General features: G+C 55.3%; 19 protein-coding genes and 1 pseudogene. 9 read left to right on the forward strand and 11 right to left on the reverse strand.

Annotation, left to right across the window (positions count from 1 at the left end; translation table 11 throughout):
- Nucleotides 1-57: 57 nt before the first annotated feature.
- Nucleotides 58-711 (reverse strand): annotated as a pseudogene (locus tag AC5QPF_RS01075) (ATP-binding protein); the annotation flags it as partial.
- Nucleotides 712-966: 255 nt separating this feature from the next.
- Between AC5QPF_RS01075 and AC5QPF_RS01080 the strand changes: the two are divergent.
- From AC5QPF_RS01080 to AC5QPF_RS01100, 5 genes are all read left to right on the forward strand, one after another.
- Nucleotides 967-1,515, forward strand: a complete 549-nt coding sequence (locus AC5QPF_RS01080; RefSeq protein ID WP_494964102.1) for a TnsA endonuclease N-terminal domain-containing protein — start codon at nt 967-969, stop codon at nt 1,513-1,515.
- Nucleotides 1,512-3,434 carry a TnsB C-terminal domain-containing protein gene (locus tag AC5QPF_RS01085; RefSeq protein ID WP_494961642.1) on the forward strand — a complete coding sequence of 641 codons (1,923 nt, stop codon included), beginning with the start codon at nt 1,512-1,514 and terminating at the stop codon, nt 3,432-3,434. Before AC5QPF_RS01080 ends, AC5QPF_RS01085 begins: the two co-directional genes overlap by 4 nt.
- On the forward strand, nt 3,431-4,321 hold the full coding sequence (locus AC5QPF_RS01090) for a TniB family NTP-binding protein (RefSeq protein ID WP_494961643.1): 891 nt from the start codon (nt 3,431-3,433) through the stop codon (nt 4,319-4,321). The genes AC5QPF_RS01085 and AC5QPF_RS01090 overlap by 4 nt, the downstream gene beginning before the upstream one ends.
- Nucleotides 4,279-5,400: a TniQ family protein gene (locus tag AC5QPF_RS01095; protein WP_494961644.1), complete on the forward strand. Its 1,122-nt coding sequence runs from the start codon at nt 4,279-4,281 to the stop codon at nt 5,398-5,400. The genes AC5QPF_RS01090 and AC5QPF_RS01095 overlap by 43 nt, the downstream gene beginning before the upstream one ends.
- A gap of 505 nt (nt 5,401-5,905) precedes the next feature.
- The gene (locus AC5QPF_RS01100; protein ID WP_494961645.1) at nt 5,906-6,832 is read left to right on the forward strand and encodes a hypothetical protein; all 927 of its coding nucleotides are present in this window, start codon (nt 5,906-5,908) and stop codon (nt 6,830-6,832) included.
- A 1-nt stretch (nt 6,833) separates the two neighbouring features.
- Here the strand turns inward: AC5QPF_RS01100 and AC5QPF_RS01105 are convergent, their stop codons facing one another.
- The 6 genes from AC5QPF_RS01105 to AC5QPF_RS01130 all read right to left on the reverse strand — a co-directional run bounded on the left by AC5QPF_RS01105 (nt 6,834) and on the right by AC5QPF_RS01130 (nt 13,191).
- Nucleotides 6,834-8,567: a hypothetical protein gene (locus tag AC5QPF_RS01105; protein WP_494961646.1), complete on the reverse strand. Its 1,734-nt coding sequence runs from the start codon at nt 8,565-8,567 to the stop codon at nt 6,834-6,836.
- 160 nt (nt 8,568-8,727) lie between these two features.
- The gene (locus tag AC5QPF_RS01110) at nt 8,728-10,059 is read right to left on the reverse strand and encodes a three-Cys-motif partner protein TcmP (RefSeq protein WP_494961647.1); all 1,332 of its coding nucleotides are present in this window, start codon (nt 10,057-10,059) and stop codon (nt 8,728-8,730) included.
- A 17-nt stretch (nt 10,060-10,076) separates the two neighbouring features.
- The gene (locus tag AC5QPF_RS01115) at nt 10,077-10,820 is read right to left on the reverse strand and encodes a DUF5131 family protein (RefSeq protein ID WP_494961648.1); all 744 of its coding nucleotides are present in this window, start codon (nt 10,818-10,820) and stop codon (nt 10,077-10,079) included.
- Between the two features lie 254 nt (nt 10,821-11,074).
- Nucleotides 11,075-12,238: a three-Cys-motif partner protein TcmP gene (gene tcmP / locus AC5QPF_RS01120; protein ID WP_494961649.1), complete on the reverse strand. Its 1,164-nt coding sequence runs from the start codon at nt 12,236-12,238 to the stop codon at nt 11,075-11,077.
- 164 nt (nt 12,239-12,402) lie between these two features.
- Nucleotides 12,403-12,651, reverse strand: coding sequence for a hypothetical protein (locus AC5QPF_RS01125; RefSeq protein ID WP_494961650.1), 249 nt, complete (start codon nt 12,649-12,651; stop codon nt 12,403-12,405).
- A gap of 75 nt (nt 12,652-12,726) precedes the next feature.
- Nucleotides 12,727-13,191 (reverse strand): PA2171 family ribosome-binding persister protein, encoded by a 465-nt coding sequence (locus AC5QPF_RS01130; RefSeq protein WP_494964103.1) that lies wholly within the window; start codon nt 13,189-13,191, stop codon nt 12,727-12,729.
- A 323-nt stretch (nt 13,192-13,514) separates the two neighbouring features.
- On the opposite strand from AC5QPF_RS01130, the gene AC5QPF_RS01135 reads away from it, so the two are divergent.
- Nucleotides 13,515-13,748, forward strand: a complete 234-nt coding sequence (locus AC5QPF_RS01135; RefSeq protein WP_095158376.1) for a PLD nuclease N-terminal domain-containing protein — start codon at nt 13,515-13,517, stop codon at nt 13,746-13,748.
- Between the two features lie 67 nt (nt 13,749-13,815).
- Here the strand turns inward: AC5QPF_RS01135 and AC5QPF_RS01140 are convergent, their stop codons facing one another.
- Nucleotides 13,816-14,025: a hypothetical protein gene (locus tag AC5QPF_RS01140; RefSeq protein WP_494961651.1), complete on the reverse strand. Its 210-nt coding sequence runs from the start codon at nt 14,023-14,025 to the stop codon at nt 13,816-13,818.
- 353 nt (nt 14,026-14,378) lie between these two features.
- On the opposite strand from AC5QPF_RS01140, the gene AC5QPF_RS01145 reads away from it, so the two are divergent.
- Nucleotides 14,379-14,600, forward strand: coding sequence for a hypothetical protein (locus AC5QPF_RS01145; protein ID WP_494961652.1), 222 nt, complete (start codon nt 14,379-14,381; stop codon nt 14,598-14,600).
- A 180-nt stretch (nt 14,601-14,780) separates the two neighbouring features.
- Here the strand turns inward: AC5QPF_RS01145 and AC5QPF_RS01150 are convergent, their stop codons facing one another.
- Nucleotides 14,781-15,071, reverse strand: a complete 291-nt coding sequence (locus tag AC5QPF_RS01150; RefSeq protein WP_494961653.1) for a KGG domain-containing protein — start codon at nt 15,069-15,071, stop codon at nt 14,781-14,783.
- 564 nt (nt 15,072-15,635) lie between these two features.
- Between AC5QPF_RS01150 and AC5QPF_RS01155 the strand changes: the two genes are divergently transcribed.
- Nucleotides 15,636-19,772, forward strand: coding sequence for a CheR family methyltransferase (locus tag AC5QPF_RS01155; protein ID WP_494961654.1), 4,137 nt, complete (start codon nt 15,636-15,638; stop codon nt 19,770-19,772).
- 496 nt (nt 19,773-20,268) lie between these two features.
- Nucleotides 20,269-20,577, forward strand: coding sequence for a response regulator (locus AC5QPF_RS01160; protein ID WP_494961655.1), 309 nt, complete (start codon nt 20,269-20,271; stop codon nt 20,575-20,577).
- Between the two features lie 24 nt (nt 20,578-20,601).
- On the opposite strand, the gene AC5QPF_RS01165 is transcribed toward AC5QPF_RS01160, so the two are convergent.
- On the reverse strand, nt 20,602-22,152 hold the full coding sequence (locus tag AC5QPF_RS01165; protein WP_494961656.1) for a PAS domain-containing protein: 1,551 nt from the start codon (nt 22,150-22,152) through the stop codon (nt 20,602-20,604).
- 172 nt (nt 22,153-22,324) lie between these two features.
- Entirely contained in the window at nt 22,325-23,668 is a 1,344-nt protein-coding gene (locus AC5QPF_RS01170) for a cation:proton antiporter domain-containing protein (protein WP_494961657.1), read from the reverse strand.
- Nucleotides 23,669-23,798 lie beyond the last annotated feature (130 nt).

The following is a 23,798-nucleotide window of genomic DNA, read 5'->3' on the forward strand; positions in this document are numbered from 1 at the left end:
GTACGTTTCAAGATCGCTTCATCCGAAGCCTGACACTCTCGTCTGAGCTACCCGGATTTACTCTTGTCCCGCCGGCCGATACTGCAACGCCTCCGCCAGATGCTCCCGCCGGATATCCTCCACTTCCTCCAGATCCGCCAACGTCCGCGCCACCTTCAACAACCGATGCGCCGCCCGCAGCGACAGGGTCAATCGCTCGCAGGCGGTTTCCAGCCATCTCTCATCGGCTGTGGATAACCCGCAATGCCGGCGTAGGCCGGGGAGATCGAGGAAGGCGTTGGCGCAACCTTGCCGTTGTTGTTGCCGCTCGCGGGTCAGGGCGACCTGCCGGGCAACCGTTGCGCTGTCGGGGCCGTCACTGCTGGCGGGTGACAGGGCGGTGGCCTCGCGGGCAACGGTGAGGTGCAGGTCGATGCGGTCCAGCAACGGACCGGAGAGTTTGTTGCGGTAACGCTGGACCATTTCGCTGCTGCACCGGCAGCGACCAGTAGGGTCGCCGAGATATCCACAGGGGCAGGGGTTCATCGCCGCCACCAGTTGGAAGCGCGCCGGGAAACGCACCCGGTCCCGCGCCCGCGCCACCACGATCTCGCCCGATTCCAAGGGCTCGCGCAGCACCTCCAGCACCCGGCGTTCGAACTCCGGAAGCTCATCCAGGAAGAGCACACCGTGATGAGCCAGGGTAATTTCGCCGGGCGTCGGGCGAGACCCACTGTAGGCTTTCGAAATAGATGCGAAACCATTACGCTAGAGGGCACGAAGCGCCGTTTTCGATTGCACAAATAGATGCGAGAAATTTTCTAATTGGATGCGACAGGATTGAAAACTATTCGAAATAGCTGCGACCAGATTAAACAGGTCCGGCCGATCAAGCCGACACGCCGCAGCGTATCTGGCTTTTTACCCTTCCGAGGTGTCGGCGGCATCCCCTTCGAGTCGTTGCTGGAGCGCGATTTCCTCAAGCGGATGAGGTTCTCCCATCGTGTCGAATCGGTAATCGCACAGCCTGTTCGCGTCGACTTTCTCGATTCGCGCGGGCGTCCTCAGACCTACACTCCCGACTTCCTGGTTCATTACCGCCAGCTGCCTGACGTTGACTATATGGACTACATCAAGCCGATGCTGGTCGAGGTTAAGCCAGCCTACGAATGGCGCAAGAACTGGCGTACCTGGCTTGGAAAGTGGAAGGCCGCTCGCCGCTATGCGCGGCACGAAGGTTGGACTTTCAGCATCTATGACGAATCGCGTATTCGCGGACTTCCGCTTGAGAACATCACGTTCCTCGAACGGTTCGAACGGTTGGAATTTGATCGCGAAGACATTGAGATGGTCCTGAAAACGCTCCAGGAGATGGAGTTCGCTCCGGTGCATTACCTCCTAGCCCGCCATTTCAAAGGCGTATACCGGGACCGCGGGGTGGCGCTGTTGTGGCATCTGATCGCTACTGGGCGAGTAGAGTGCGACATCACCGAACCTTTGAACGAATTCCTCGAGATTTGGACGGCCACGGTATGAACATCTATGACATCGACACCGATGAGCACCTGGTCCCCTTCGAACCCTCCAGGGAGCGCGTGCGTATCGAGGTAGGCGCGACGGTCCGTAGTGATAAGCAGAACTACCAAATCGTTCAACTGCTCGACCTTCAGAATGTCGTAGGCATTGAGGTCGAATCTGGCCGTAGCGTATCGCTTCGAATCTCCGAGTTGGAGCCTGTGGAGCAGGAGAGAGTTGACGGCCTGTACGTCAACTATGACATCTCGACAATCAGCTCCGATGAGTGGGCTGTTGCCCAGAAGCGCTTCTCAGCAATCAAGCCGCTGTTGCGTGACTCGGTGCTTCCAAGAAGCAGCGTCGACGAGCGCGCCAAGGAAGTGGGTGTCGACGCGGCCACGCTTTATCGGTGGCTGGACCGCTATCAAAGTTGGCAAGAGGTGCTAGCGCTTGTGCCCCGCAAGCGCGGCTGGCAATCGGGTAATAGCCGGCTGAGTGCCCAGGCGGACAATCTGATTGGGGCCGTGATCGAAGAGCACTATCTAACCTCACAGCGCCACTCGATCCAGTCGACTATCAAAGAAATCGAAACGCAGGCCAAAGCCCTTGGTTTTACCCCTCCCAGCGCATCGGCGGTCAGGGCCAGGATAAAACGCATTCCCGAGAAAGTGGTGTTACGCCGGCGCGGTTTTGCGGACGAGGCGCGTAACCGCTTCACGCCTTCCGTCGGCAAATTCCCAGGTGCGGACTATCCGCTGGCGGTAGTCCAGATCGACCACACCCCGATCGACCTCATCATTGTGGATGACCGGCATCGCAAGCCGATTGGACGCTTGTGGCTGAGCCTTGCGATCGACGTGCACTCCCGGATGATTACCGGTTATTACCTGGCCCTCGAAGATCCTTCAGAGATCTCTGTCGGGATGTGCCTGGCGCACTCGATATTGCCGAAGGAAGCCTGGCTGAACCTCCACAATGTTCGTGGAGAATGGCCGGTTTGGGGCTTCCCTCGCATAGTGCACACTGACAACGGCCCTGATTTCCAGGCTGAGAACTTCCGGCGGTCGTGTTCTAACTACAACATCGAGAACCAGTTCCGTCCGGTGAAACGACCCAAGTACGGCGGTCATATCGAACGGCTGTTGGGCACCTTCATGCGTGAACTGCATGAGCTTCCAGGCACCACCCATAGCAGCGTGCCTGATAGAGCCGGCTACGACTCCGACAAGCACGCCGCACTCACGATGAGTGAGTTTGAGGAGTGGTTGGTCAAGACGATCATCATCTACCACAACCGTGTTCACTCTGGGATCTACATGCCTCCCGCGCGAAAATGGCACCTTGGCTTCTTCGGTAGCCGCGGTGTCGATGCCTTGGTGAGTGTTCCGCCTCGACCAGCAGACCCACTCACGGTGCAGTTGGATTTCATGCCTTCTTACCGCCGTACCGTCCAGCACTACGGTGTTCAGCTTGACGTGTACTACTACTCGGAGGCCTTGCGTCACTGGATCGGTACGACGGATCCCGCCACCGGCCAGGCCCGCAAGTTCGTGTTTAGGCGTGACCCTCGCGATATCAGCGTTATCTGGTTCTACGATCCTGTGCTTAAGCAATATTTTCGTGTGCCAGTGGCCAACCAAGCCTTCCCTGCTGCAACCCTTTGGGAGTTCCGAGCAGCCAAGAAACAGGCGGTTGATGAAGGTCGTCAGCACATCGATGAAGCGTTGATCGGCAGGCTCATTTTGGAGCGCCGCCAGATCGTGAAGGATGCGTCAGCGAGTACCAAAAAGGCACGTCGTGATGCCCAGAAGCACAAGGTGCACACCAAAAACATCACGCCGGCACGGCCTGTCAAAGAACGTGTGGAAGCGGTACCTTCTCTTCTTACGGGCGAAGAGCAACTGCTCGATGACGTTGACCTGATTGGTGATATCCAATGACTGAGTACGCCCACCTGCATGCCGATTTCAGGCCCGTTTTGCAGCTATCGGCTCGTGAGCGGATCCTGTTTATGGGGGAGCCTCGTTGGATTGGCTACAAGGCGGCCCACCATATCCTGGACAGCCTGGAATGCCTGCTGGATGCTCCAAAGCGGCCGAGGATGCCGAATATGCTCATCGTCGGTGACCCCAACAACGGCAAGACCACCATCGTTCGGCATTTCGAGAAGACCCATGGCCAAGGCTACGTCGACGAGAACTCCGAGCCGGTGCGGCCGATCATTCTGGCTGAAGCACCTCCGTCTGCCGAGGAGAAGGATCTGTACATTGCCATCCTCGATCGTATGTGGATGCCATACAAAACCACCGACTCCAAGGTCACGCTGAGGTTTCAGGTTATCCATGCCCTGCGCGAGCTCAAGGTGCGGATGCTGATCATCGACGAAGTGCACTCGATGCTCACCGGTTCCGCCACGAAGCAGCGTGAGGTCATGAACGCCCTCAAGATGCTGTGCAATACCTTGATGATCCCGATCGTCGGCGTAGGCACTCGTGATGCCGTGCAGATCCTGCACCTTGATCCGCAGCATGCCAGTCGCTTCGACGTCATCAAGCTGGAGACTTGGAAGTTGAACGCGGATTTCCAACGCCTGCTGAAGTCGTTCGAGGCAGTTCTGCCACTCAAGCGGCCCTCGGAGCTCTACAAGCCAGAGCTGGCTCAGCTGATTCATTCCATTTCGGGCGGCAATACGGGTGACCTGCACGGCCTGCTGCTCGAATGTGCCACGGAAGCCATCAATTCTGGGAAGGAATGCATCGATCGACCACTCATCGAGAGTAAGTCGTGGAAGCGTCCTACACTTGGCATCCGGGAGCGCGTTGTCTAGCACCCCGGTGGCCTCTCACACCTTCGATCCTGCCTGACGAGCTGTTCTCTTCCTGGCTGTTGAGAACTGCGCATGCCCATGGCTGCGAGCCGCGTACGTTGACCAGTATTGTCTGGCCAGGTACCCAGGTATGGTCTGTGGATCTGGACCGCATGCATGCCTGGGCTAACCTCGATGTGTTGGCCGCCATGGCAGGGCTCAGCGCACAGGCTCTATTGGCCAGCACGCTCTGGCCAATCATTCAGATTTTGTCTCCAAACCCTGCCGCTCAGAGATCGTCGCTGTTGCCCTGGATTCTGCCGCTGGGGTGTCGAAGCCGATCTCATGCAGGCGGATTGCTTTGCTGTACTCGCTGCATGTTGGAGCCTGTTCCTCACTACCGGCAGCAGAATAGGCTTGCGTGGCACACCGCTTGTCCCAGGCACCGCGTGTTGCTGATTGATCGTTGCCCTAGCTGCTTTTCGGCGCTGCAGCCAGGTCGCTTGCGTGCTGATCAACCACTATCCAAATGTCACCATTGTGGAGATTCGTTGGGCGGTACTCTCTCAAGGCCAGCGTCTGAATCCGCCGTGGCATTTCAGACGTTCGCCGACGCTGCGAGCCATTCCACCGTGCCCTACGGAGGGATGTCGTTGAGCTTCTCGGAGTGGATGTGCATTGCGCGGGTCATGATCAGCTTCCTGAAGGCTGCAGCGCGGGGGCCGACGGGTAAAATGCGGCGGTTCTGCCAGGCAATCGGTGTAGATGCTTCTGAGCTGAAGTCTTCATCGCTGGGGTTGCCGTTTGAGTACGCATCGCCTGCTGAACGTGCTGGGCTGCTAGGCCAAGCCTGGGAGATAATGCAGGCCGGTCCGGAGCGGTTCGTGGATTCAGCAACGGAGGCTGAACTACCCGTGTCTGCTTTTCCCCTACCGCCGTTTGGAGTGCCCCACATTCTTGAGCAGATGCTCTCGGAGCTTACCCAGCACTCCCCGCACAAACCTGGCCGAGAAGGTCTTAACCATACTCGCGCGCCTCTAGAAGTGTGGCGGATGTGGAATCGATTGCAGAGAAGGATGCGTAGAAATGACCTCTCATGACACATCCACCCAGGCGGGTTGTGATGGATGCGGACGCGAGATGGCCAAGGCCAAGCGAGTTCACGCGGGCAAGCGATACTGCGATACATGCTATCCGCGGCTCTTCAAACGGCGCATGTGTCCTGGCTGTGGTGATTTTGCTCGACTTCCAGTCCTCGATCCAGGAGCACGTTGCCGTGGTTGCGAGCGGGCTGGTCCCTGCGTGAGATGCGGTAAGACCGAATTTGAAACCAGGTTGAGAACTGAGTACGGACCAGTCTGCGGATCCTGTGTGCCTTATTTCCGCACTGCTGACCACTGCGAGGTCTGTGGAAAACTCTCTCAGCGGCTGGCCAGAAATAAATCAACAGGACTGCGCCAATGCCCGACGTGCAGTGGGCCAGCGAAGGCTACCTGCCCGAGCTGCCGGCGCCATCGCGTGCTGATCACTGGGGATGATGGTGTCGCGCGATGCGGGGCTTGTACCTCCCAGCCTGACCACCCTTGCGCCTCGTGCCACATTCTGATGCCTGCCGGACGTGGTCGGGAATGCGAAGCGTGTGGATGGAAAAGTGTTCTCCTCAAGCGGTTGGTCATAAACGGTAACGGCTTCAGTAACGATGGCATAAATGCGCTTTACACCCAGTTTGGCGAGTGGCTGCTAGATAGATCCGGTCCACATAAGGCCGCTCTGAAAATCAACGGCCACTATCAATTTTTCCAGGCGCTCGATGCCGGCTGGGGCGCAGTCCCTTCGTACGAGCAACTGCTACAGCATTTTGGTGCTCGAGGTCTCCGCAAGGCAGAGAACCCCATGCGCTTCCTGGTCGATACCGGCAGGGTCACCATCAGTGCTCAGCTTCGTGAGCAGGATACGGAGCGGGGCCGGCTTGCGGCGATTCTCGCCGAGCCCGTCGACGCTTGGTCCGCTCGACTGCTGAACGAGTATGTCGACACCTTGATGGCGAAAATGGAGCACAGCGGCACTGGTGTGCGTTCAGTCAGGTTGGCGGCGCGTCCGGCGGCCAATCTGCTCAAGGTGGCCCAGTTGAAGCTAGGAGCCTTCCCTACGCAGAAAAACCTGGAGTCGTTCTGGCGAGAATCGCCTGGCCAGGTAGCAGCGGTTACCGGCTTCGTCGGCCATCTGAATAAGCGGTATGGGCTCAAACTGCAGGCTAAACCGGACTCGCATTGGCTAACCCAGGCCAGGCGGCAGAGGGCTGAACGGGAGCTGGTGGAGCTATTGAGCGAAGCCGCCGGTGACGACTTCGAAGTACAGTGGATCGTGAAGGGGCTGGCCTACTTCCATGATTTGCCGAGGGTGAGCCGTAAAACCCTTGTGTTCCAGGTGCAGGAATACCGCGGGGTGGCCGGCTACAACGTCACCTATGAGGACAAGATCCTCTGGGTACCTTCTGCAAACAGCTATCAGCGGGGCGATCACTCACTTTGAGTCACTCTAGCTCCACGCCAATTTCCTTGAATGCATTGATCAGCCGGCTGCGGTACAGCACTTTGGCATCCTTTTGGTGGTGTTTGAAAATCTTCGTTCCAGAAGGGAAAAACGACTCCATGTGCTTGAATCGTCCAACGACGTAGCGTACTCGCGAACAGAGTTGCTGCACGAACTCTTCGAACTCCTCGAGTGTGGTGACATGAGACTTCATGAGCACGCCCGAATACTCGGCCTTGTCCGGTTTGGTCGGTTGTACCTCGAAGCAAAAGTAGTTTTCGCCATCTACCTCAATCCGCAACACCATTACACCGCGGCACTCGCCGGTTTTCTTATCCAGGTACACCCACCCAGGGGCGGTCTTGTCCTCGGGGGTCCAGTCAATCGTAGGGCGTAGCACTATTCGGCCTGGGGGGCCTTGGTCTCGGAATTTGGATGGCGTGTACCAGTTCACCTTGGTCACCCTACCGGGGTTGTCCACCATGATGGATTTGAACGCGTTCCAGATGTCATAGAGGAAACCATGCGTCTCCAATTCGGCTTCAGCTGCATGCTCAAGCTTTCCGACGTTCTTACCAGCACCGGTCCCTTCCCCCGATGAGTGGGAGTCAGCTTCAGGCGGATTGGGGCCGAGCCGGCTGCGGCCGGCCTTGATCACGTCCTTCTTCTTCTTGATTGGGCGTTTTGGGCCAAGCAATTTGAAGGGAGGAGGTTTAACGATGATCGTCTCAGAATGGCCGTCCGGTGCCATGTGAGAGTGCTCGTTGAGAAACTCTTCCGCTTCCGCTGTGCGGACTGGTCGTGGCAGGACTAGATGCCCGCCCTCTTTTCCACCGCTGCTATCAAACTTCTTTGTCAGCCATTCGATGTCTTCACCTTCTGGTTGACTGGAGCCGCCCAGACTCAGGCATAGGAAGGTGTTGCCTTCGTTGATCCAACGTCCGCGGCATCGCAGAAGTCCCTTGCCACGGAACCATGGTCCAGCTTCCATGAAGATCTGGGTGGAGGGGTCTTGAGAGATGAATTGAGCGTTGATGTGCCTAATGCGGCGAGCTGCATAGTCGTCATACAGCAGGTGTGCAAGGAAGACTGCATCGTAGAAGCGCATCTTCCAAGAGGGCTTGACCACCCATCTATACGCGTCACGCTGCGGCTCATCAAAGAACACCGACATCACGTCCGACCATCGGAGTGTGGTTAGGGCTCGGCAAACCTCCATGTTTCTGGCGTAGGCGCGGATAAAGTACTCCGTGCAAGGGATTAGCAGGTTTTTTCTGCTATTACCCAGCTTGAAACTGAGCAGCCGAGTTCGATCTTGCTGATACTGCAGCGGATAGTCATCGTGGTGGAATAGGTGCGGGGTCCCCAGCTTGACCAGCTCTGCCCTGGAAGTGAATGACCAGCCCTCTTCGTCGAAGTTGACCTCAAAATCTTCTGGGTCTGAGGCTAGGTTCGTATCAGAGACACATAGGCCGTTGCGCCAGATGGTGCCTATGCGGTAGTGAGGCAAGCTGCTAAGGGGCACGATGGCCGACGTACGTGGGCCAGGCACATCATTGAACAGCTGCCTGAAGTGAACCTTCACCAAGGGGATCGAGCGAGGTCTCGTATTTTGCCGGACGGGCCCGTACCACCAGACAAGTTGGTCACCTTGCAACAGCTTGACCTGGCTATCGGTGTGCCTGAGGTTGATACGGTAGTACGAGAGGTCGATGCGTTGAAGCTGGTCAGCCAAGCCAAAACTCCCTGTCATGCTATATCGCCATCTTTCGAGTCTACCTATTTGGCATGACTCTTTCGATGGCAAAAAACGCTTGTTCAGTGGAGCTTGGCTGAGGCGGGATGCTCTAGCTCAAGGTGAGCTGGGTCGAGGATGGTTGAGTCACCGGCAATCACTAGTCTTCGAGCTCCGTCTTTCCCTTCTGGACCATTGAGATGGGAGGTAAGAAAAACATCGTTCGCTGCGCCGCCGGCCTCAGGATATCTGAGGGCTTGATGCTGCTGCCCTTGCGGCGCTTAGTGCCACTGTCTTTGTCGTAAACCTCGATGTCCTTGCACAGAATTGGCATGTGGAGGGCCTCGCGAACGATGCTTTCGTTGGCCATCGTGCCGTTGGCCATGCTCTTCATCATGTCCTCGAATGTCTGTACGGGCTGTTGGTAGATCTGCCTGGGCAGCAGCTCGGAGAGTTCTTTCTCGATGCGTTTTCCGGTGACGCTATCGAAGAAGTGTTCTTCACCGAAGCCGAGATTGTGCTGATCGGTCACCTGGATATCGCGCTTGGTGTCGTAACCCACGAACAACGCGGGCGTCATTGCGTGCGAAAAGTGGTTGCCGTACTTCCAGTGGATTTCCTTCATCACTGCGTTGGCGCGATAGGTCTTGGCGAGATGAATGAACCAGTAGGTGCGAGGGTTAGCGCCAAACGGGGTTATGAAAAATACCGTCATGAAATCCGCGCCGCTTTCTTTCAGTATGCCCTCTGCTAGGAAGCGCTGAATGATGTGCTGCCATTCATGGGGCATAGTAGCCTTGAAAGAACGGAGCTTTGCCCACGGAATGTATTTTTCCAGGTCGATATTTTGGAGCGCCTTACGGTTTTCCTCGCGCTCAGAAAGATAGTCAATCAGGCTGTCAACGTTGAAGGTCAGCAACACCTCAGCATTTTTCACTTCCTGAAAGATGGTGCGGATGCTGGAGAAGGGAACATCTTTGTAAGCGTATTGGTCCAACAAGAAAAGTGCACGTTGCGAAAACTTTAATTTCTTGATCTGACTTATCAGCGTAGGGAGAGCGTTGGTGAATCGTGACTTGATCGGAAATACATCCTTGTCAATTAAGTGCGAATATCCTTTCGTATTAAGCACCGCGTTCAGGTAGTTAATGTTGTCCTTTTTGATGTCTACAAAGTAGTACTTGGCAATTACTTCGCGGTTTTGCTTTCTCTGAATGTTTATTTCTGCAACTGTCTCACGCACAGTTTCCAATGCGATGATCGGCGATCCATAATGGACGCCAACACCATCATCGTCCTTGTAAATACCCCCGCCGCAGAACCCGTCGATGATGCTGATTCCGATTCGTGGAATCATCTGGTTGCTCATCAGGACTGTTATGTAGGAACGGATATAGTCCTGAATGATCTTGTGCTTAATCTTGCTGTGGGGGTCAATCTGAGGATACGTCCGGGTGGAAATATTCCATTTATACTTTTCATCCGTGGCCATCCGGTAAATCCTTTAACTCAGGCTAAATTCAACAGAGGTATCTCATCCCAGGTCTGGCCGTTCAGTAGCCGCCCGTTTGCTTTTTTAGAGCGCTTGACTCCATCCGCACCCCACCCACCCCATTGCTTGAAGAAGAATGCGGAGCCGGAGATATCGCACTGGCGATGAATGTTGTCGACCCATTCTTGCTGCATGGGACGCGCTTTCGCACCTGACTCGCCTCCAACGATTACCCAATGGATGTCGGTCAGGTCTATTTCACCGAGGTCTTCGAGAAGGGGCTCCGCCGAGAGGAACCGGATTGTGGCATTCACACGGCGTAAGCAGTCGATACGAGGAACGCCATAGGCCTTGTCTTCGACCGATACACCAAGCCAGGCGTTGGTAGGTGGAACGCGCTTGCTGAAGTAATCAGCCAGCCGTTCTGCGCGCTTGGTCAGGATTTGAAAGGTATGTTGCGTCGCCTCACGAATGACGTCAAAAACTTGATCGATGTAATGATCAGGGACTTTTTCGTGAAACAGATCCGACATGGAATTTACAAAATAAATAGTCGGTTTCTTGCGCTGAAGTGGCTCGCGCAGTTTCTCCGGGCGCAGGCTTAGCTTGAAACCATTCTCATAACCTGGAGTGCCCATGGCCTGCAGCCGGCGCGCCATGTTCTCGGCATAACAATGCTTGCAGCCGGGAGATACCTTGGTGCACCCCACGATGGGATTCCAAGTCATTTCGGTCCATTCTATGCTCGTCTGGGTACTCATTGCACTGTAACTCCTGTCGTGCACGATGCTCATGTAAACCGGGCGCGACTCAAATGACTGTCACCTTTGTGTTTGGCATTTCTGTCCGTGGCCCTGCCAAGTTAGAAGCATAACACATCTGCCCGATAATCCCAGCCAAATAAGAGTTGCTTGATATATTATTTGGCTAGCGATTTCATGGTGTGTTCAAACTTTCTTTTCATCGCCTGGTTTCTGGGCTGTTCATAGAGGCTAGCAAGTCTTTTTGTCGAAATTTATTCTGCGCTGAGTACCCAACGTTCACTTTTCCTTGGCCAGTGAGGCCTTACTGGTTTTTTTGTCCGGTTACGAACATCCGCATCCAGGTTTTTGATTTTCCCTTCTTTTGCTAAGTCTTTGAACGCAAGTTGCAGGTCCGTCGGATAGAGGTCGGATTCCGCAAGGAAGTTTGCCCAGCAATCGTTATCCAGCAGTAATGGTGTTGCGGAGAGACGTGTCAGCAAATACTTTCTGGCGAGCATTCTGTTGTCCCGAACGTTGATTGGCTCGGGCTGATCCTCAGGTGAGGAAAATAGGTCATAAACAGGAGGCCTCTTGCTCGATTGTTGCCTGAGCTTAGTCTCGAACTGACTGACACGCTGGACCATGTCCATTTGCTCGGCGGCATCCTTGAAGACAATGAGCCCCATGGGGTGTCGTGTGAGGTAGATTAGGAAGTACAGGACGCGGTCCATGCCTGGACGCTCAACGGTGACGTGCGCAGTCCTGCCGTTGTAGAGGTTTCCCATCATCTGGCGGTACTGAGAAACAATGATGTGCTGCCGCTCTGTTGCAGTCTCTTCGCCTGAGAAAGTGATTGGCTTACCGAGCAGCTCTTCCACGTTCGCTTGCTGTGCTTTCATCGACATCGCTCGGTTGACGAAGTCGTACATCAAGTTTATGAGAAACTCGGCTCTGTTCAACGCCAGTAGCGGCGCCAATACTGGCGCTGTGATGACCTTCCACCCCTTGGGGTCTATGAAGAAGAACGTGAACCCCAGTTTTGCCCAACTCGCGATATCAGCGATTTTTTTTGTGTAGTCGCCGTGGATGCAGCTGGCTTCTACGCCACTGCCCGTGTTGTGGGACAGGAATCTCTCCAGCTTCGCAAAAGCGTCGTCGTTTTTCTCAATATACAGGGCGCGGAATTTCACCTTTGCGCCATGCCGCTCTTCAAGCGACTTCGCACAATCCTTCATCAGGCTCAACGAGATACCAATGGAGGTATCGCGCAGGTCATCCGATTCTTCCGACCAGGGGCCAGCGAAGCAGTCGACGTAGTTGATCACCTGCTCACTACGGCCGATGATCATAAACAGCCGCTGCAAGTAAGTTCTCAGAATGGTGTGCTTGACGTACGCCTGCTCTCTACCCTGATATTCCATCGGTATCAAAGACATTTCACTTCCTTGTTGACCCATCTCTCTCGCCTACCACGGATCGGCTAATCACGTTGAGCGGCGTTGTAGTGGCAATACGATATCTCAGCCTGGGTCAAGAGGCTACGGTCGGCCCCCGCGGGGTGCCGGAAGGTTGATGGCTGCGGTTGGTCCTCCGTGGAAGCTCATTCGCAGCCCTGCAGCTGGGTATTTTTTCTCCAGCCCCGGAGATTCATTACACACAGGCAGAGTTGCAATATGATCAGGGCCCAGGCCTCTGCGTGCCAACCCCACACACTCCAAAGTACGTTGCTGACGATGAAGCAGCAGAAGCCAATCTTTCTCCTCCCTGCACGACGTGAACCTATGCACCACGCTGCTAGGACAGTCATCACCATGGCTGGCCACTCGAGAAAATCTATCCAGTACACCATGCCCTACCCAATCGCTGGTTCGGTTTGATCGGAAGCATCTGCCAGCCCAACACGGGCCGGCAGATCAGTGCGGAATCAGGCGGCTCGTTGCTCGCCTTTGAGCATTTTCTTATGCGTCTCCATGGCCTGGCCGAGTTCCTCAAGGACGTCTTTACCCAGCAGCTTTTTGGCGGTCGGGAAGAGCTCGCTTTCTTCCTCCTCGATATAGTGCTCCAGCAGCTCTTTCATGACCTTTACTCGGCCTGCGAACTCGACGGCTCCGGTTTCGGTATGCAGCAGATCAGGGAGCACCAAGGAGTCAACGGTTCGGTGCTCCTCCTTGGCCTCGTAGTACATTTTGGCTTCTTCTCTGCCACCTGCTTGCTTGATGGCTGGGTACAAAATCTCTTCCTCAAGCGCCGTATGGAGCTGCAGCTCCTGTTCGATGCGATGAAGTAAATCAGCGCGTTTCTTTACTGCGCGCTCTGTGGTGTTAGAGAGATCTTCGAGCAGCTTCTTCACCAGTTTGTGGTCTTGAATCAGTAGGTCAATCGCATTTATTGAATCACCTCACCACGGGCTAAACACAGGTTCTTGCCTATGGTTGAGTTGCTCTCCATCAGCTGGGTTCCACTCCTTTGATGGTTGGCAATGCCCATGACGAGGCCAACCAACTGCATTCGCGAGGCCCGTTGCGGCAGGACTGCGCAAAGGCTTTCTCCGGCGCTGAGTGCGACGCCGACCGGGCCTGGCTCATCGGATTTGCACCGATCATCCCCTTCACAAGCCTCCGCCTGAACTTACCCCGCGCTGAGAATTCATCTGCATATGAGGGTCGCAATCGCTCAGCCAGGCGGCCATTTCAAGCGTAGGGAGAGACGGCAATGAGTGAGCCTGTGACGTACTTTTGGATTGCTCTGGCGGCAATCATCTTGTTGGTGGACCTGTGGGCGATCGTTAGCGTGTTTCGCAGTGACAAGACAGACTCCACCAAGGCGATGTGGGCTTTGATACTGGTGGTGTTGCCCGTTGTTGGACTCGCGATTTGGGGAGTGGCTGGTCCCCGCGGGATAAAGCGTGGAACCGGGCCGACGTCGAAGGAGCACAGTAAAGGTTAGCTCCACACAGGTTGTGAAAACGATGCGGATTCGGCTCCGGGGCAAGAGATGGATGCAGATCGTTCTATCAGTGCCTGGTCGCTTGGGCAGCTCCAAGCAAGCCGGACTGGTAGTCTGATATCGCTTGGAAAAGGCTTTCAGCTTCAAGCCTCAGGCGTTCGATATTCTCGGCTGAAGATCCAATAGATTTGGCTTCGTGATACCGACGTAGCGCTTCTGTCGCCTTCTTGGTCAAAGGCTCCAAGGAATCCAGGGCCTCGCTGAGTGATTCCTTCATGGATATCGATCTCCGACAGTGGTTTATTCAGTTGAAAGCATACCGGTCTCTCTCGAGGGAGATCGCTGAAGTATGGCTGATAGACCGCCTGTTCGAAGATAGAGAACCGCGACTGCGCAAAAGTCTTAGCGTCTCGCTCTCTATATTTGGCGCTCCGATAGCGAGTTTTCCTCCGCAGGCAATACGTGGCTGGATGGAAGGAGCGAAGTCTTACCATGAAAGCCGAATCATGACCGTCGCCCCCACCCCCCTGAACCCTTACTACGTGTTGACTCTCCATTTCATAGATCGAGGGTACAGCAATGAATGCGATAGGTGGAACGGTAGGGCGTACAGGTAGCGGGATCCGGCATATGGATGACTGGTTCGCTATCTATGACAATCATCGACTGCGTCGGGAATACCCAGACGCTTATCACGATGAACTCCTTAGGCGTGCTGACGAAATGGATCGGCAAAAACTTATCGACTGGCAGCAGTGGCGAGATCTACGGGTGCTTGCTGATAAAAGCTACTTGGAGGCCGTGGCGGGAGCCGAATTTAAGACTCCGGCTGTTGAGGATTACGGCTGCTGACAATGGCCTGGCGTCGTACCGGGTTCATGTTCGTGCTCCAGGCGCTGGACCTGCACATCGCGGAACGAGGAGTTATCACCTCTTCAGCGCTTGCGGAGACAAGCAGCCGGGACGGTTGCCGCCCCGGCTCATTTACACGGTCTGAGAAGCTTGAACACCTACGCTAGGAGTAGTTGCCGCTCAGCGATTGTTATCATCACTTTTGCGGCCCCCACCGTGGCTATGCTGTCCACCTACGCGGCCAGCTTCGGATGCCTTTTCCCGATCGTTTGCGAAATTGCCACCAGAAGCCTGGCCACCTTTCTGACCGGCTTCCGATGCGCGCTCAGGGTCATTCTTGAAGTTGCCTCCCGACGCTTGGCCGCCTTTACGGCCAGCCTCGGACGCCTTCTCGCGGTCGTTGGCAAAATTGCCTGGGTTGGTATTGGCATTCCCGCCCTGATTGCCGCGTTTATCTTGATTGTCAGCCATGATCGTCTACCTCATATCAGTCACACAGGTTGGTCTGTGTTCAGTAGTGACCGGAAGCAAACGGCACATCCCCCAAGAAATTATGAGATTACGGACGAGGTGCGCTAAGGGAAGCGGAATTAATTAACTGTGCTTTTTTGTTGCGCGAACAAGGTATTGAAGCTTTGTATTATCCGACTCTAAAGCCTTGTATAAGTTTTATCTTGATGTTGTACATCCCTAAAAAAAGGTACAACAATCTTAATTGGCTATAAGCCACACTGACTACATATTGCCATCAGTCGAGGCTGGGCCCGAATACCGAACGAGTGATTCGACTGGCCCTTTGCCCCCATTGAACAAAATCCGATACCTGCAACACTAGTTGGTGCTAGATCGTAATTAAATCTCGATGTCACGGTTCGTTCCCGGACGTTTTACGGTGCAGATCAGTTGCTTCCTTTACGCGCTTGCGATCTCCGCTGTCCCCAGGTAGCGACACACTAGGACCGGGCTCTCAGGGGATTTAGCGAAACGATCGGGTACTATTGATCCCTTAGCCATCGAACGACAGAGAACGCCTTTATGACACGGACAGCCAAGCGCCCGTCTTCCGTACCTCAACGGGAAGGCATCATACCCAGCCATCTGGATTTTGCGGTTGTCGGCATAGGGGCGTCTGCTGGGGGCTTGAACGCCGTAAGGGCATTTTTCGAGCACATGCCATCCGATAGCGGTATGGCGTTCGTCGTGGTACTCCACCTCTCTCCTGATCACGAAAGCGTTGCCGATCGGATCCTTCAAGGCTGCACGTCGATGCCGGTCCTCCAGGTCACCAGCACCTCCCGCATTGAGGCCAATCGTGTCTATGTAATCTCTCCAGCCACTCAGCTCTCCATGAATGACGGCTATCTAAGGGTTACTGCTGCAAACCGCCCACGGGGTAAACACACATCCATCGACCTTTTCTTTCGCGACCTGGCAGATGTGCATAAAGAGCGTTCTTTCTGCGTGGTGCTTTCCGGTACAGGAAGTGACGGAGCGGTGGGGTTGTCGCGAATAAAGGAGCAAGGTGGGGTAACCATCGCGCAAAGTCCGGATGATGCAGAGTTCGACGGCATGCCGCTCGCGGCGATCGCAACTGGTATGGTCGATGCGGTCCTTCCCGTCGTGGACATTCCGCACAAATTGCAGGAGCTCTGGGAGAACACGCGGTCGATCAAGCTTCCCGCTCCTCACGATATAGACGTTGACCAACAGACGCAGCCCTACGAACGTGAAGCGGCGGAGGGTTCGTTACGGGAAATCTTGCGTTTGCTGCGTACGCGCACTGGTCACGATTTCAAACATTACAAACGTGCCACAGTGCTAAGGCGGATTGAACGGCGATTGCAGGTCACCGCCCAGCCGGACCTGCAGGCCTATTACAACTACCTGGAAAACACGCCGGAAGAAGCCAAGCTCCTCCTGGGAGACATGCTGATAGGCGTAACCAACTTTTTCCGGGATCGGGAGGCATTCGAAGCACTGGAGCGTCATGTGCTGACATCCCTGATGTCGGCCGATGACCAGCAGGGTCAGCGCGAAGAAGTGCGCATCTGGTCGGCAGCGTGCTCAACAGGCGAAGAGGCGTACAGCCTGACGATTCTGTGCACCGAGCATCAGAAGCTTGAGCTGGATCCGATGAAGATTCAGGTTTTTGCGACCGATATCGACGAGCGTGCCATCGCCGCCGGCCGGGCGGGCTTGTATTCCGAGGCCATTGTCACCGATGTGCCCCCGACCCGCCTGCGCCAGTACTTTATCAAGGAAGGCGAAAAGTATCGGGTACGTAAAGAAATCCGCGAGAGGGTTCTTTTCGCTAAGCACAGCCTTCTTTCAGATCCACCTTTCTCCCAAATTGACTTGGTCGTGTGCCGCAACCTACTGATCTACCTTGATCGCGAAAGCCAACGTGAACTGCTACAAATGTTTCATTTCGCGCTACGACCGGGCGGGTATCTGTTCATGGGATCGTCTGAATCCGCCGACGTGTGCTCCGAGCTTTTCACTCCGGTAGATAAACGCAATCGGATCTATCGCGCCAAGGCCGGGGCAAATGTTCAACGCAAGGCGCCAAGCCTGCCGCGTGGCGGATTCAAATTAGCGAGCTTGGCTGAGCCGGTTCCGATGGTCCAGGTGCCACGCAAGTTTTCCTACGCAGACATCCATCAACGAGCTATGGCTGAGCACATGCCTCCCAGCATGATCGTTGATAGCGATGGAGACATCCTGCACATCACAGAAAGTGCTGGCCGTTTCATGCGCTATGTCACCGGAGAACTCAGTCGTAATGCCTTGGTGCTAATCATGCCGCAGCTGCGTTCTGAGCTGCGCACAGCATTGTTCCAGGCCCAGCAAAACGGTAATCCCACCTTGTCGCGAAAGGTCCGCATCAAAGACATGGATGGCGAGTGCCTGGTAGACGTCATCGCCCGCCCCTACAAGGATGACGCTACCGAACAGGAAGTGCGTACAGTCGTATTCAATGTCTCCCGGATCGAGCCAGGCACAGACCTGAAGGATCTCAATCTGCAAACCGAAAACGAGGTGCTCGCCAGCCTCGAAAACGAACTGCAGCGAACCAAGCTGCACCTCCAGGACGTAATTGAGCAATCCGAAGTTTCCGGCGAGGAACTGAAGGCTTCCAACGAGGAGATGCAGGCGGTTAACGAAGAGTTGCGCTCAGCGACCGAGGAGCTGGAGACTAGCAAGGAAGAGTTGCAATCGATCAACGAAGAGTTGCTCACGGTCAATTACGAGCTCAAGACTAAGGTTGAAGAGACCGACAAGGTCAATGATTACCTGGCCAACCTCATCGCCTCCACTGACATCGCCACCGTCTTCGTCGATCGCAACATGCATATTCGTTGGTTCACACCACGAGCAAAAGAAATCTTCAGCATGCTGCCAGTGGATACCGGTCGTTCACTGCTTGATATCACCCACCGGCTCGATTATCCCGAACTTGCGGAAGATGCATCGGCAGTGTTTGAAACGCTCACGTTGTTTGAGCGAGAAGTCCGCAGCAATGACAACCGCTGGTATATCGCTCGCCTTTTACCGTATCGCTCAAGCGAAGACCATATTGACGGGACAGTGCTCACCTTTATCGATATAACCAAGCGGCGAGAAGCGGAGGAAGATCTTCGACAGGGCCAGGAGCGGATGCGGCTGGTTGCAGAAAGCACCCATGATTTCGCCATCATTATCCTTGATGAAAAAGGCGTGATCTCGGATTGGAACACAGGCGCGGAGCTGATCTTCGGTTACAGCGCTGCCGATATCGTCGGCTCGAACTATGACGTGATTTTCACTCAAGAGGATCGCGTCGCTGGAGTAGCTACAGACGAGTTGAGACGAGCTCGTGAAAAAGGCCGAGCAGAAGACGAGCGCTGGCATGTCCGCAAAGATGGCAGCCGCTTCTACTGCACTGGTGAGGTGGCACGTTTGCAAGCCGACGCCGTACATGGCTATGTGAAAATCGCCCGTGATCTGACGGGGCACAAGCGGCTGCAGGATGAACAATGTCGCAAATTGGAGAAAACAGAAAACGACAGTCTGCTCAAGGACGAGTTCTTCGCGATCATGTCCCACGAGCTTAAGCATCCGTTGAATTTGATCCAGCTTAACGCCGAGATCCTCCGCCGTTTGCCTGCGGTTAGGAACATCCTGAACGCTAGCAAGGCGATTACTACGATCAATGACGCTGTATCAAGTCAAGCTCGGATAATCGACGACCTGCTTGATGTGGCTCGTATCCGCACCGGCAAGCTGAAGCTGAAAAAGCGGCTTATGGACCTTACCAAGGTACTGGAGGATATCCATTCCGTGGTTACCGAAGAGTATCCGGAGGCCGAGATCCTTTTCGAGATTCCGGAGCCGCATTCCGCCCCCTTGCTGATCAATGCAGACCCAACCCGAGTAGAACAGATCGTCTGGAATCTGCTGCATAACGCCCTTAAATTCAGTGGTGAAAACGCCAGGGTCCGCGTCACGTTGCAGAGTATCGACCACTCGGCGCAACTGCAGGTGATCGATAACGGCGTCGGCCTATCGACTGATGATCTGCAGAATGTCTTCGAGCTCTTCAAACAAGCTCCGGCAAGACATGCCAGCCATCAACGCGAAGGATTGGGCATTGGGCTGTCGTTAGTAAAACAACTAGCACAAGCCCATGGAGGGGGTGTGGCAGCCCGCTCACCGGGGGTAGGCCATGGCTGTACCTTCACGGTGACGCTACCTCTTTCTGAACAATCGCTGACGGACATTCAAGTCGATGAGCAGACGGGCCTCGAAGGCCGGCTGAGCGGCCTCAGAATCTTGCTGGTCGATGACTCCAACGACGTACTGGAAGTGATGCGCACTCTTCTGGAGATGGAAAACGCTATGGTCAAAAGCTACAGCGATCCAAGAAAAGCCCTAGAGGTATCGGGACAGGAATCGTTCGATGTGATCTTGACCGACATTGGGATGCCGCACATGGATGGCCATGAATTCATCAACGCGCTGCGTAGCAAGAGCAAAACTCATGAAAACACGCCAGCCATTGCGTTGAGCGGCTATGGCAGTGCCCAGCAAAAGGGAAAGCCAGCATCGGCCAATTTCGCTCGGCATCTCACAAAGCCAGTCCAGTACGATGAATTGGTGGATACGATTGAAACGGTATGCCGGACCGCTTGAGCCTTGGCACGCTTGCTTGATGGCCATGCCGCTCTGTTCGTTGAGAATGGAGGACTTCTCACCGCATTCGCCAAGCAAGGCTCAGGCTGCATTCAGTTATTGAAAATGGCGGCTTAGGTAGTTTGCAGCCTGCGCTAACGGCCGCTATGGGTCGTTAGCTGCCAATGGTGGAGAGCTGTTTTCGCCGTTCAGGATGCGTGCGGCGGGTCATATCCAGCGCAAATGACATGGCACGTCGATGCAAACGGTTGATCAGCATCGATGAAAATCACTAGCCAACTGTAGGCTTCAGCGCGGTGCTTAACCGTAACATCCGGCCGAACAGTCAACATGCCCTCCACAGTGCGCATGCTTGCGCGCTTGCGCCGTCTGTCCTTCCTTCTGTCCGTCCCTGGAAACAATGGTGAATGTGCTGACACCAATAGGGAAATAGTGGGGGAAATCTATGCGTGGGCTAGTGCTGGTGGTCGAGGATGACGACATCCTCCGATGGTTGATGACTGAAGTCGTAACGCACTTGGGGCATGACGTCGTCGAGTGCGCAAGCGCCGATGACGCCATGCAAAAACTGCAAGAGGGTCAACCGCTGGCATTATTGATTACCGATGTGCGCATGCCCGGTCACTATGACGGGCTGGATCTGGCCAAAGCGGTCTGGGCGTTGCGCCCGGGGCTTCCGGTCATTATCGTTTCTGGCAATACGGTGCTCGAGCCTGGTTTTCTTCCGAGCAACGCTCGGTTCATCACCAAACCGTGCACTCTGGATGCGTTAAGCCTCGCGATCAATGAGCTCCTAGGCCCCTGAAGCACAGAGTTAGCGGTCGAGCCCTTACACCTTGAATCGCACGCGGATGGTGCTTTTTCCGGACTGTCTGTCGATCGAGATGGCCGCAGCCCCGTATCCGCAGTAATTCTTGACCAGGCGCATACCCAAGCCGGTACCGGTTGGCTTGGGATAGGTGTCCGGGAAACCATCCCCCTCATCTGAAACGCTGATCAGCGCGTGATCGCCGGCATCCTTCACCTCGACCTCAATGGTCCCTTTGCCGTATTTCAGGGCATTGGTGATCAACTCCGAAACCACCAGGCCTAACGGCGCCATTCGTTCCGGAGGAAGCACCAATGGGTCGGCATCCAGCTCGATTTTTCGGTCAGCCAGTGCTCGGCCCAAATCACCCAGCAACGCCTTGAGGTAGTCCGATGCCAGAATGGCTTGCTCTTGCGAGGCGTTGTATAGGCGCTCATGCACGGTGGCAATGGTGACGACGCGACCGGCCGCTGTTTGAAGCTGAATCCTGACAGCCTCATCGGGAGTCAGGTTGGCTTGTAGGAGCAGCAAGGTATTGACCAGATGGAGGCTATTCTTGACCCGGTGATGGACCTCCTCGACGTCCATGTTGCTTCTGCTGAGTTGGGTGTTTTGCGCTTCTATCAGCGATAGTAATTGGGCTTCGTGATGCCGACGCTCAGTGATGTCCCGGGAGACAGCAATCACTTTTTCTACAGCGCCTTCAGGACCCAAGATAGGTGCGACAGTCACATCCCACCACTTGGGCTCAGCGAGTGCTGTAGGACAGAGGGCCTCGAAACGGGTGGACTCGCCGCTCACGACCTTTTCCAATGCATCGAGTACCAGGGATTCGGACTCTTGAGGCCACAGCTGCCACCAGGATTTGCCTTTGACCTGAGCCAGGTCGCCGATCTGCATCAAACACAAGCCGGCGTCGTTCATGAATTCGATTTCCCCCTCGGTCGAAAGAACCTTTACGCAGTCGGGACTGGCGTTGAGCATGCTTTCCGAATAAGGGTTTGAAGCGGGAACGTCAGCGCCGGCGGCCAGTCTTTCCAAGGTCATCGAGATAACGTTGGATATCCCCTCCAGGAAGACCAGGTCGCTTTCGATGAAGTCATCACCGTCACTACTGTCAGCTTCCAATACTCCAAAAGGGACCGAGATACCCCGGATCGGCACGTTGATCGCGCGCTCTATGCCGTATCTCTTCAGCAGCTCTGGGGTCCGAAAACGTTCTTCCTGGCCGAGATGGTTGGAAAGCACTGGACGGTAGGTCGATATCGCATAGCCGGCCGGGCTTGCGACATCGCCACCAACAACCGCGCTACCGATGTCCTCCTCATCCCAGCCAACCCCGTATGCAAGGAGGAAATCATTGGTGTCCTCAATCGGAGTGAGGACCTTGGCAAAGCGGGTTTGCATCCCCTCTGCCACCACCGTACATGCCTGATTAATCAACGGATCAAGGCTGTCCGATTTCAGCGAGTGAACACCAAACTCGACAACCAATTCATGCTGTCTCTTGAGTCGGGCATGAGTCTTTCGTAGCGCAGCCCGGATCGTCTCATCAGGAGTCGAGTGTTCCATAAACGGTGTTCCACAACGGGAGTGGGGGGTCGTTATCGTCGCACCGGCGCACTACAGAAAACAATCGCATCGATGATGGAGCTTCAGCGGCACTTGGGCAGCTCTCCAGCATAGTTCAGCCGTCGAGCGAATGTCCTGGTCCTGGACCTTTAGGAGAAGGTTTTGTCGAGGATCAAGGCGTCCGCTTTCGCCGGGCCTGATAGCGTGCCAGGAGAGATTGAACAGAGAGACCATGAACCAAAATGCTCAGCGCAACGACTGACAGAACCAGGTTGCTACTCTGCGCTGCAGCACTTGGGGGAAGCCCGTGATTTATCGCGTAGAAGAGATAGTACAAGCTGCCGATTCCCTTGATGCCGAACCAGCCCAGAAGTCCTCGCTGAGGAGCATCCAAACCTTGGCGCAAAGGTGTGAGAAAAACACTGAGTGGTCGGATGATACAGAACAATGCGCCCGCTACGATGAGCCCCTGCCAATCCCAATGCTCCAGCAGCACCACACCCAAGAGCGTGACCAGAAAGACTTCCAATGCTCGCTCAACCAGGCTGCCAAACGCCAACATATCACCCAGCATGATCGCTGCCGCGACGCGGGAGTCGTCGAGCTCTGCGACATCCCCCTTTACGGCCAGCTCTGGTGCCACATGCTGGTGACCCACCACCGGCTGCACCAGATGTTCTGCCGCAGGATCTGAAGGACTCGCAGCAGTAAGCACTTCGGCCTGCCGCAGCCCGAGTCCCGCGGCGAACACGGCCAGGAAGCCATAACCCTGTATCGCCTCGGTAATGACATAAGCAAGCGCCACGAGAGCTAGGGCAAGATAATCATTAGGCGAGACAGTGCTGTCGTCGTTGCGCAAGCGCAAGTAGAGGGTCAGCTTGCCTAGGCCTCTTCCCATCCAATACCCGCACAATGCGCCGACGGAGGCTGCCCATAGCACATCCCCGAAGACCCAATGGATGAACCACGGCTCCCCGGGATCTCGCTGTAACAGCAGCCCCAGCATTACGAAGGGAAAGGCCACACCGTCGTTCAACCCGGCCTCCCCCGACAAGCCGAAGCGCACAGGGTCATCATCCTGGGCATCTACCACCTGCACGAGGGTTGCAAGCACCGGATCTGTGGGGGCGAGAATGGCGCCAATTAGCACCGAAACGCCCCAACTCATGTTGAGTGCGTAATGAAGCAGGAGGCTTACACCTCCTATGCACACCAGGAGCACTGGGCCCGCAAGGTAGAACGCTGTCCGCCACCTGGGATTTCGAAGTGGCAACCGCAATTTGAGGCCGCTGAAGAAAAGAGAGAACAGCACGGCCACTTCGGTGAGGTGTTCCAGCCATCCACTCGCCTTAGAGAGGTCCAACTGCAGCAACCCTATAGCAGGTGAGCCGAGCGCAATGCCAAGGCCAAGACAAACCACCGAGCTGGTAACCGGTGCCCAGCGAAGATAGGACGATGACAGGGCTAGGACCAAGAGCACTGCGCCCAGCATGGCGAACCAAACGATGAAGGTCATTACCCAAACGCCTTGAAACTCAGATGGTGAGCGTTCGAGTGGGTACCGAAGCGGCTCGTTCAGCCTGTCTCCAGATGTCACTTGTCTAGCCGACCAAATGTAAAAAAAGATTTCAGGCTCTGACGACGGT

Source organism: Pseudomonas sp. Con_6, assembly GCF_059379395.1.

Coding starts and splice junctions, on each gene's coding strand:
- AC5QPF_RS01080 (WP_494964102.1), top strand. CDS start 967: ATGAGGTTCTCCCATCGTGTCGAATCGGTAATCGCACAGCCTGTTCGC.
- AC5QPF_RS01085 (WP_494961642.1), top strand. CDS start 1,512: ATGAACATCTATGACATCGACACCGATGAGCACCTGGTCCCCTTCGAA.
- AC5QPF_RS01090 (WP_494961643.1), top strand. CDS start 3,431: ATGACTGAGTACGCCCACCTGCATGCCGATTTCAGGCCCGTTTTGCAG.
- AC5QPF_RS01100 (WP_494961645.1), top strand. CDS start 5,906: ATGCCTGCCGGACGTGGTCGGGAATGCGAAGCGTGTGGATGGAAAAGT.
- AC5QPF_RS01110 (WP_494961647.1), bottom strand. CDS start 10,059: ATGGCCACGGATGAAAAGTATAAATGGAATATTTCCACCCGGACGTAT.
- AC5QPF_RS01115 (WP_494961648.1), bottom strand. CDS start 10,820: ATGAGTACCCAGACGAGCATAGAATGGACCGAAATGACTTGGAATCCC.
- tcmP (WP_494961649.1), bottom strand. CDS start 12,238: ATGTCTTTGATACCGATGGAATATCAGGGTAGAGAGCAGGCGTACGTC.
- AC5QPF_RS01125 (WP_494961650.1), bottom strand. CDS start 12,651: ATGGTGTACTGGATAGATTTTCTCGAGTGGCCAGCCATGGTGATGACT.
- AC5QPF_RS01135 (WP_095158376.1), top strand. CDS start 13,515: ATGAGTGAGCCTGTGACGTACTTTTGGATTGCTCTGGCGGCAATCATC.
- AC5QPF_RS01140 (WP_494961651.1), bottom strand. CDS start 14,025: ATGAAGGAATCACTCAGCGAGGCCCTGGATTCCTTGGAGCCTTTGACC.
- AC5QPF_RS01145 (WP_494961652.1), top strand. CDS start 14,379: ATGGATGACTGGTTCGCTATCTATGACAATCATCGACTGCGTCGGGAA.
- AC5QPF_RS01150 (WP_494961653.1), bottom strand. CDS start 15,071: ATGGCTGACAATCAAGATAAACGCGGCAATCAGGGCGGGAATGCCAAT.
- AC5QPF_RS01155 (WP_494961654.1), top strand. CDS start 15,636: ATGACACGGACAGCCAAGCGCCCGTCTTCCGTACCTCAACGGGAAGGC.
- AC5QPF_RS01160 (WP_494961655.1), top strand. CDS start 20,269: ATGACTGAAGTCGTAACGCACTTGGGGCATGACGTCGTCGAGTGCGCA.
- AC5QPF_RS01165 (WP_494961656.1), bottom strand. CDS start 22,152: ATGGAACACTCGACTCCTGATGAGACGATCCGGGCTGCGCTACGAAAG.
- AC5QPF_RS01170 (WP_494961657.1), bottom strand. CDS start 23,668: ATGACCTTCATCGTTTGGTTCGCCATGCTGGGCGCAGTGCTCTTGGTC.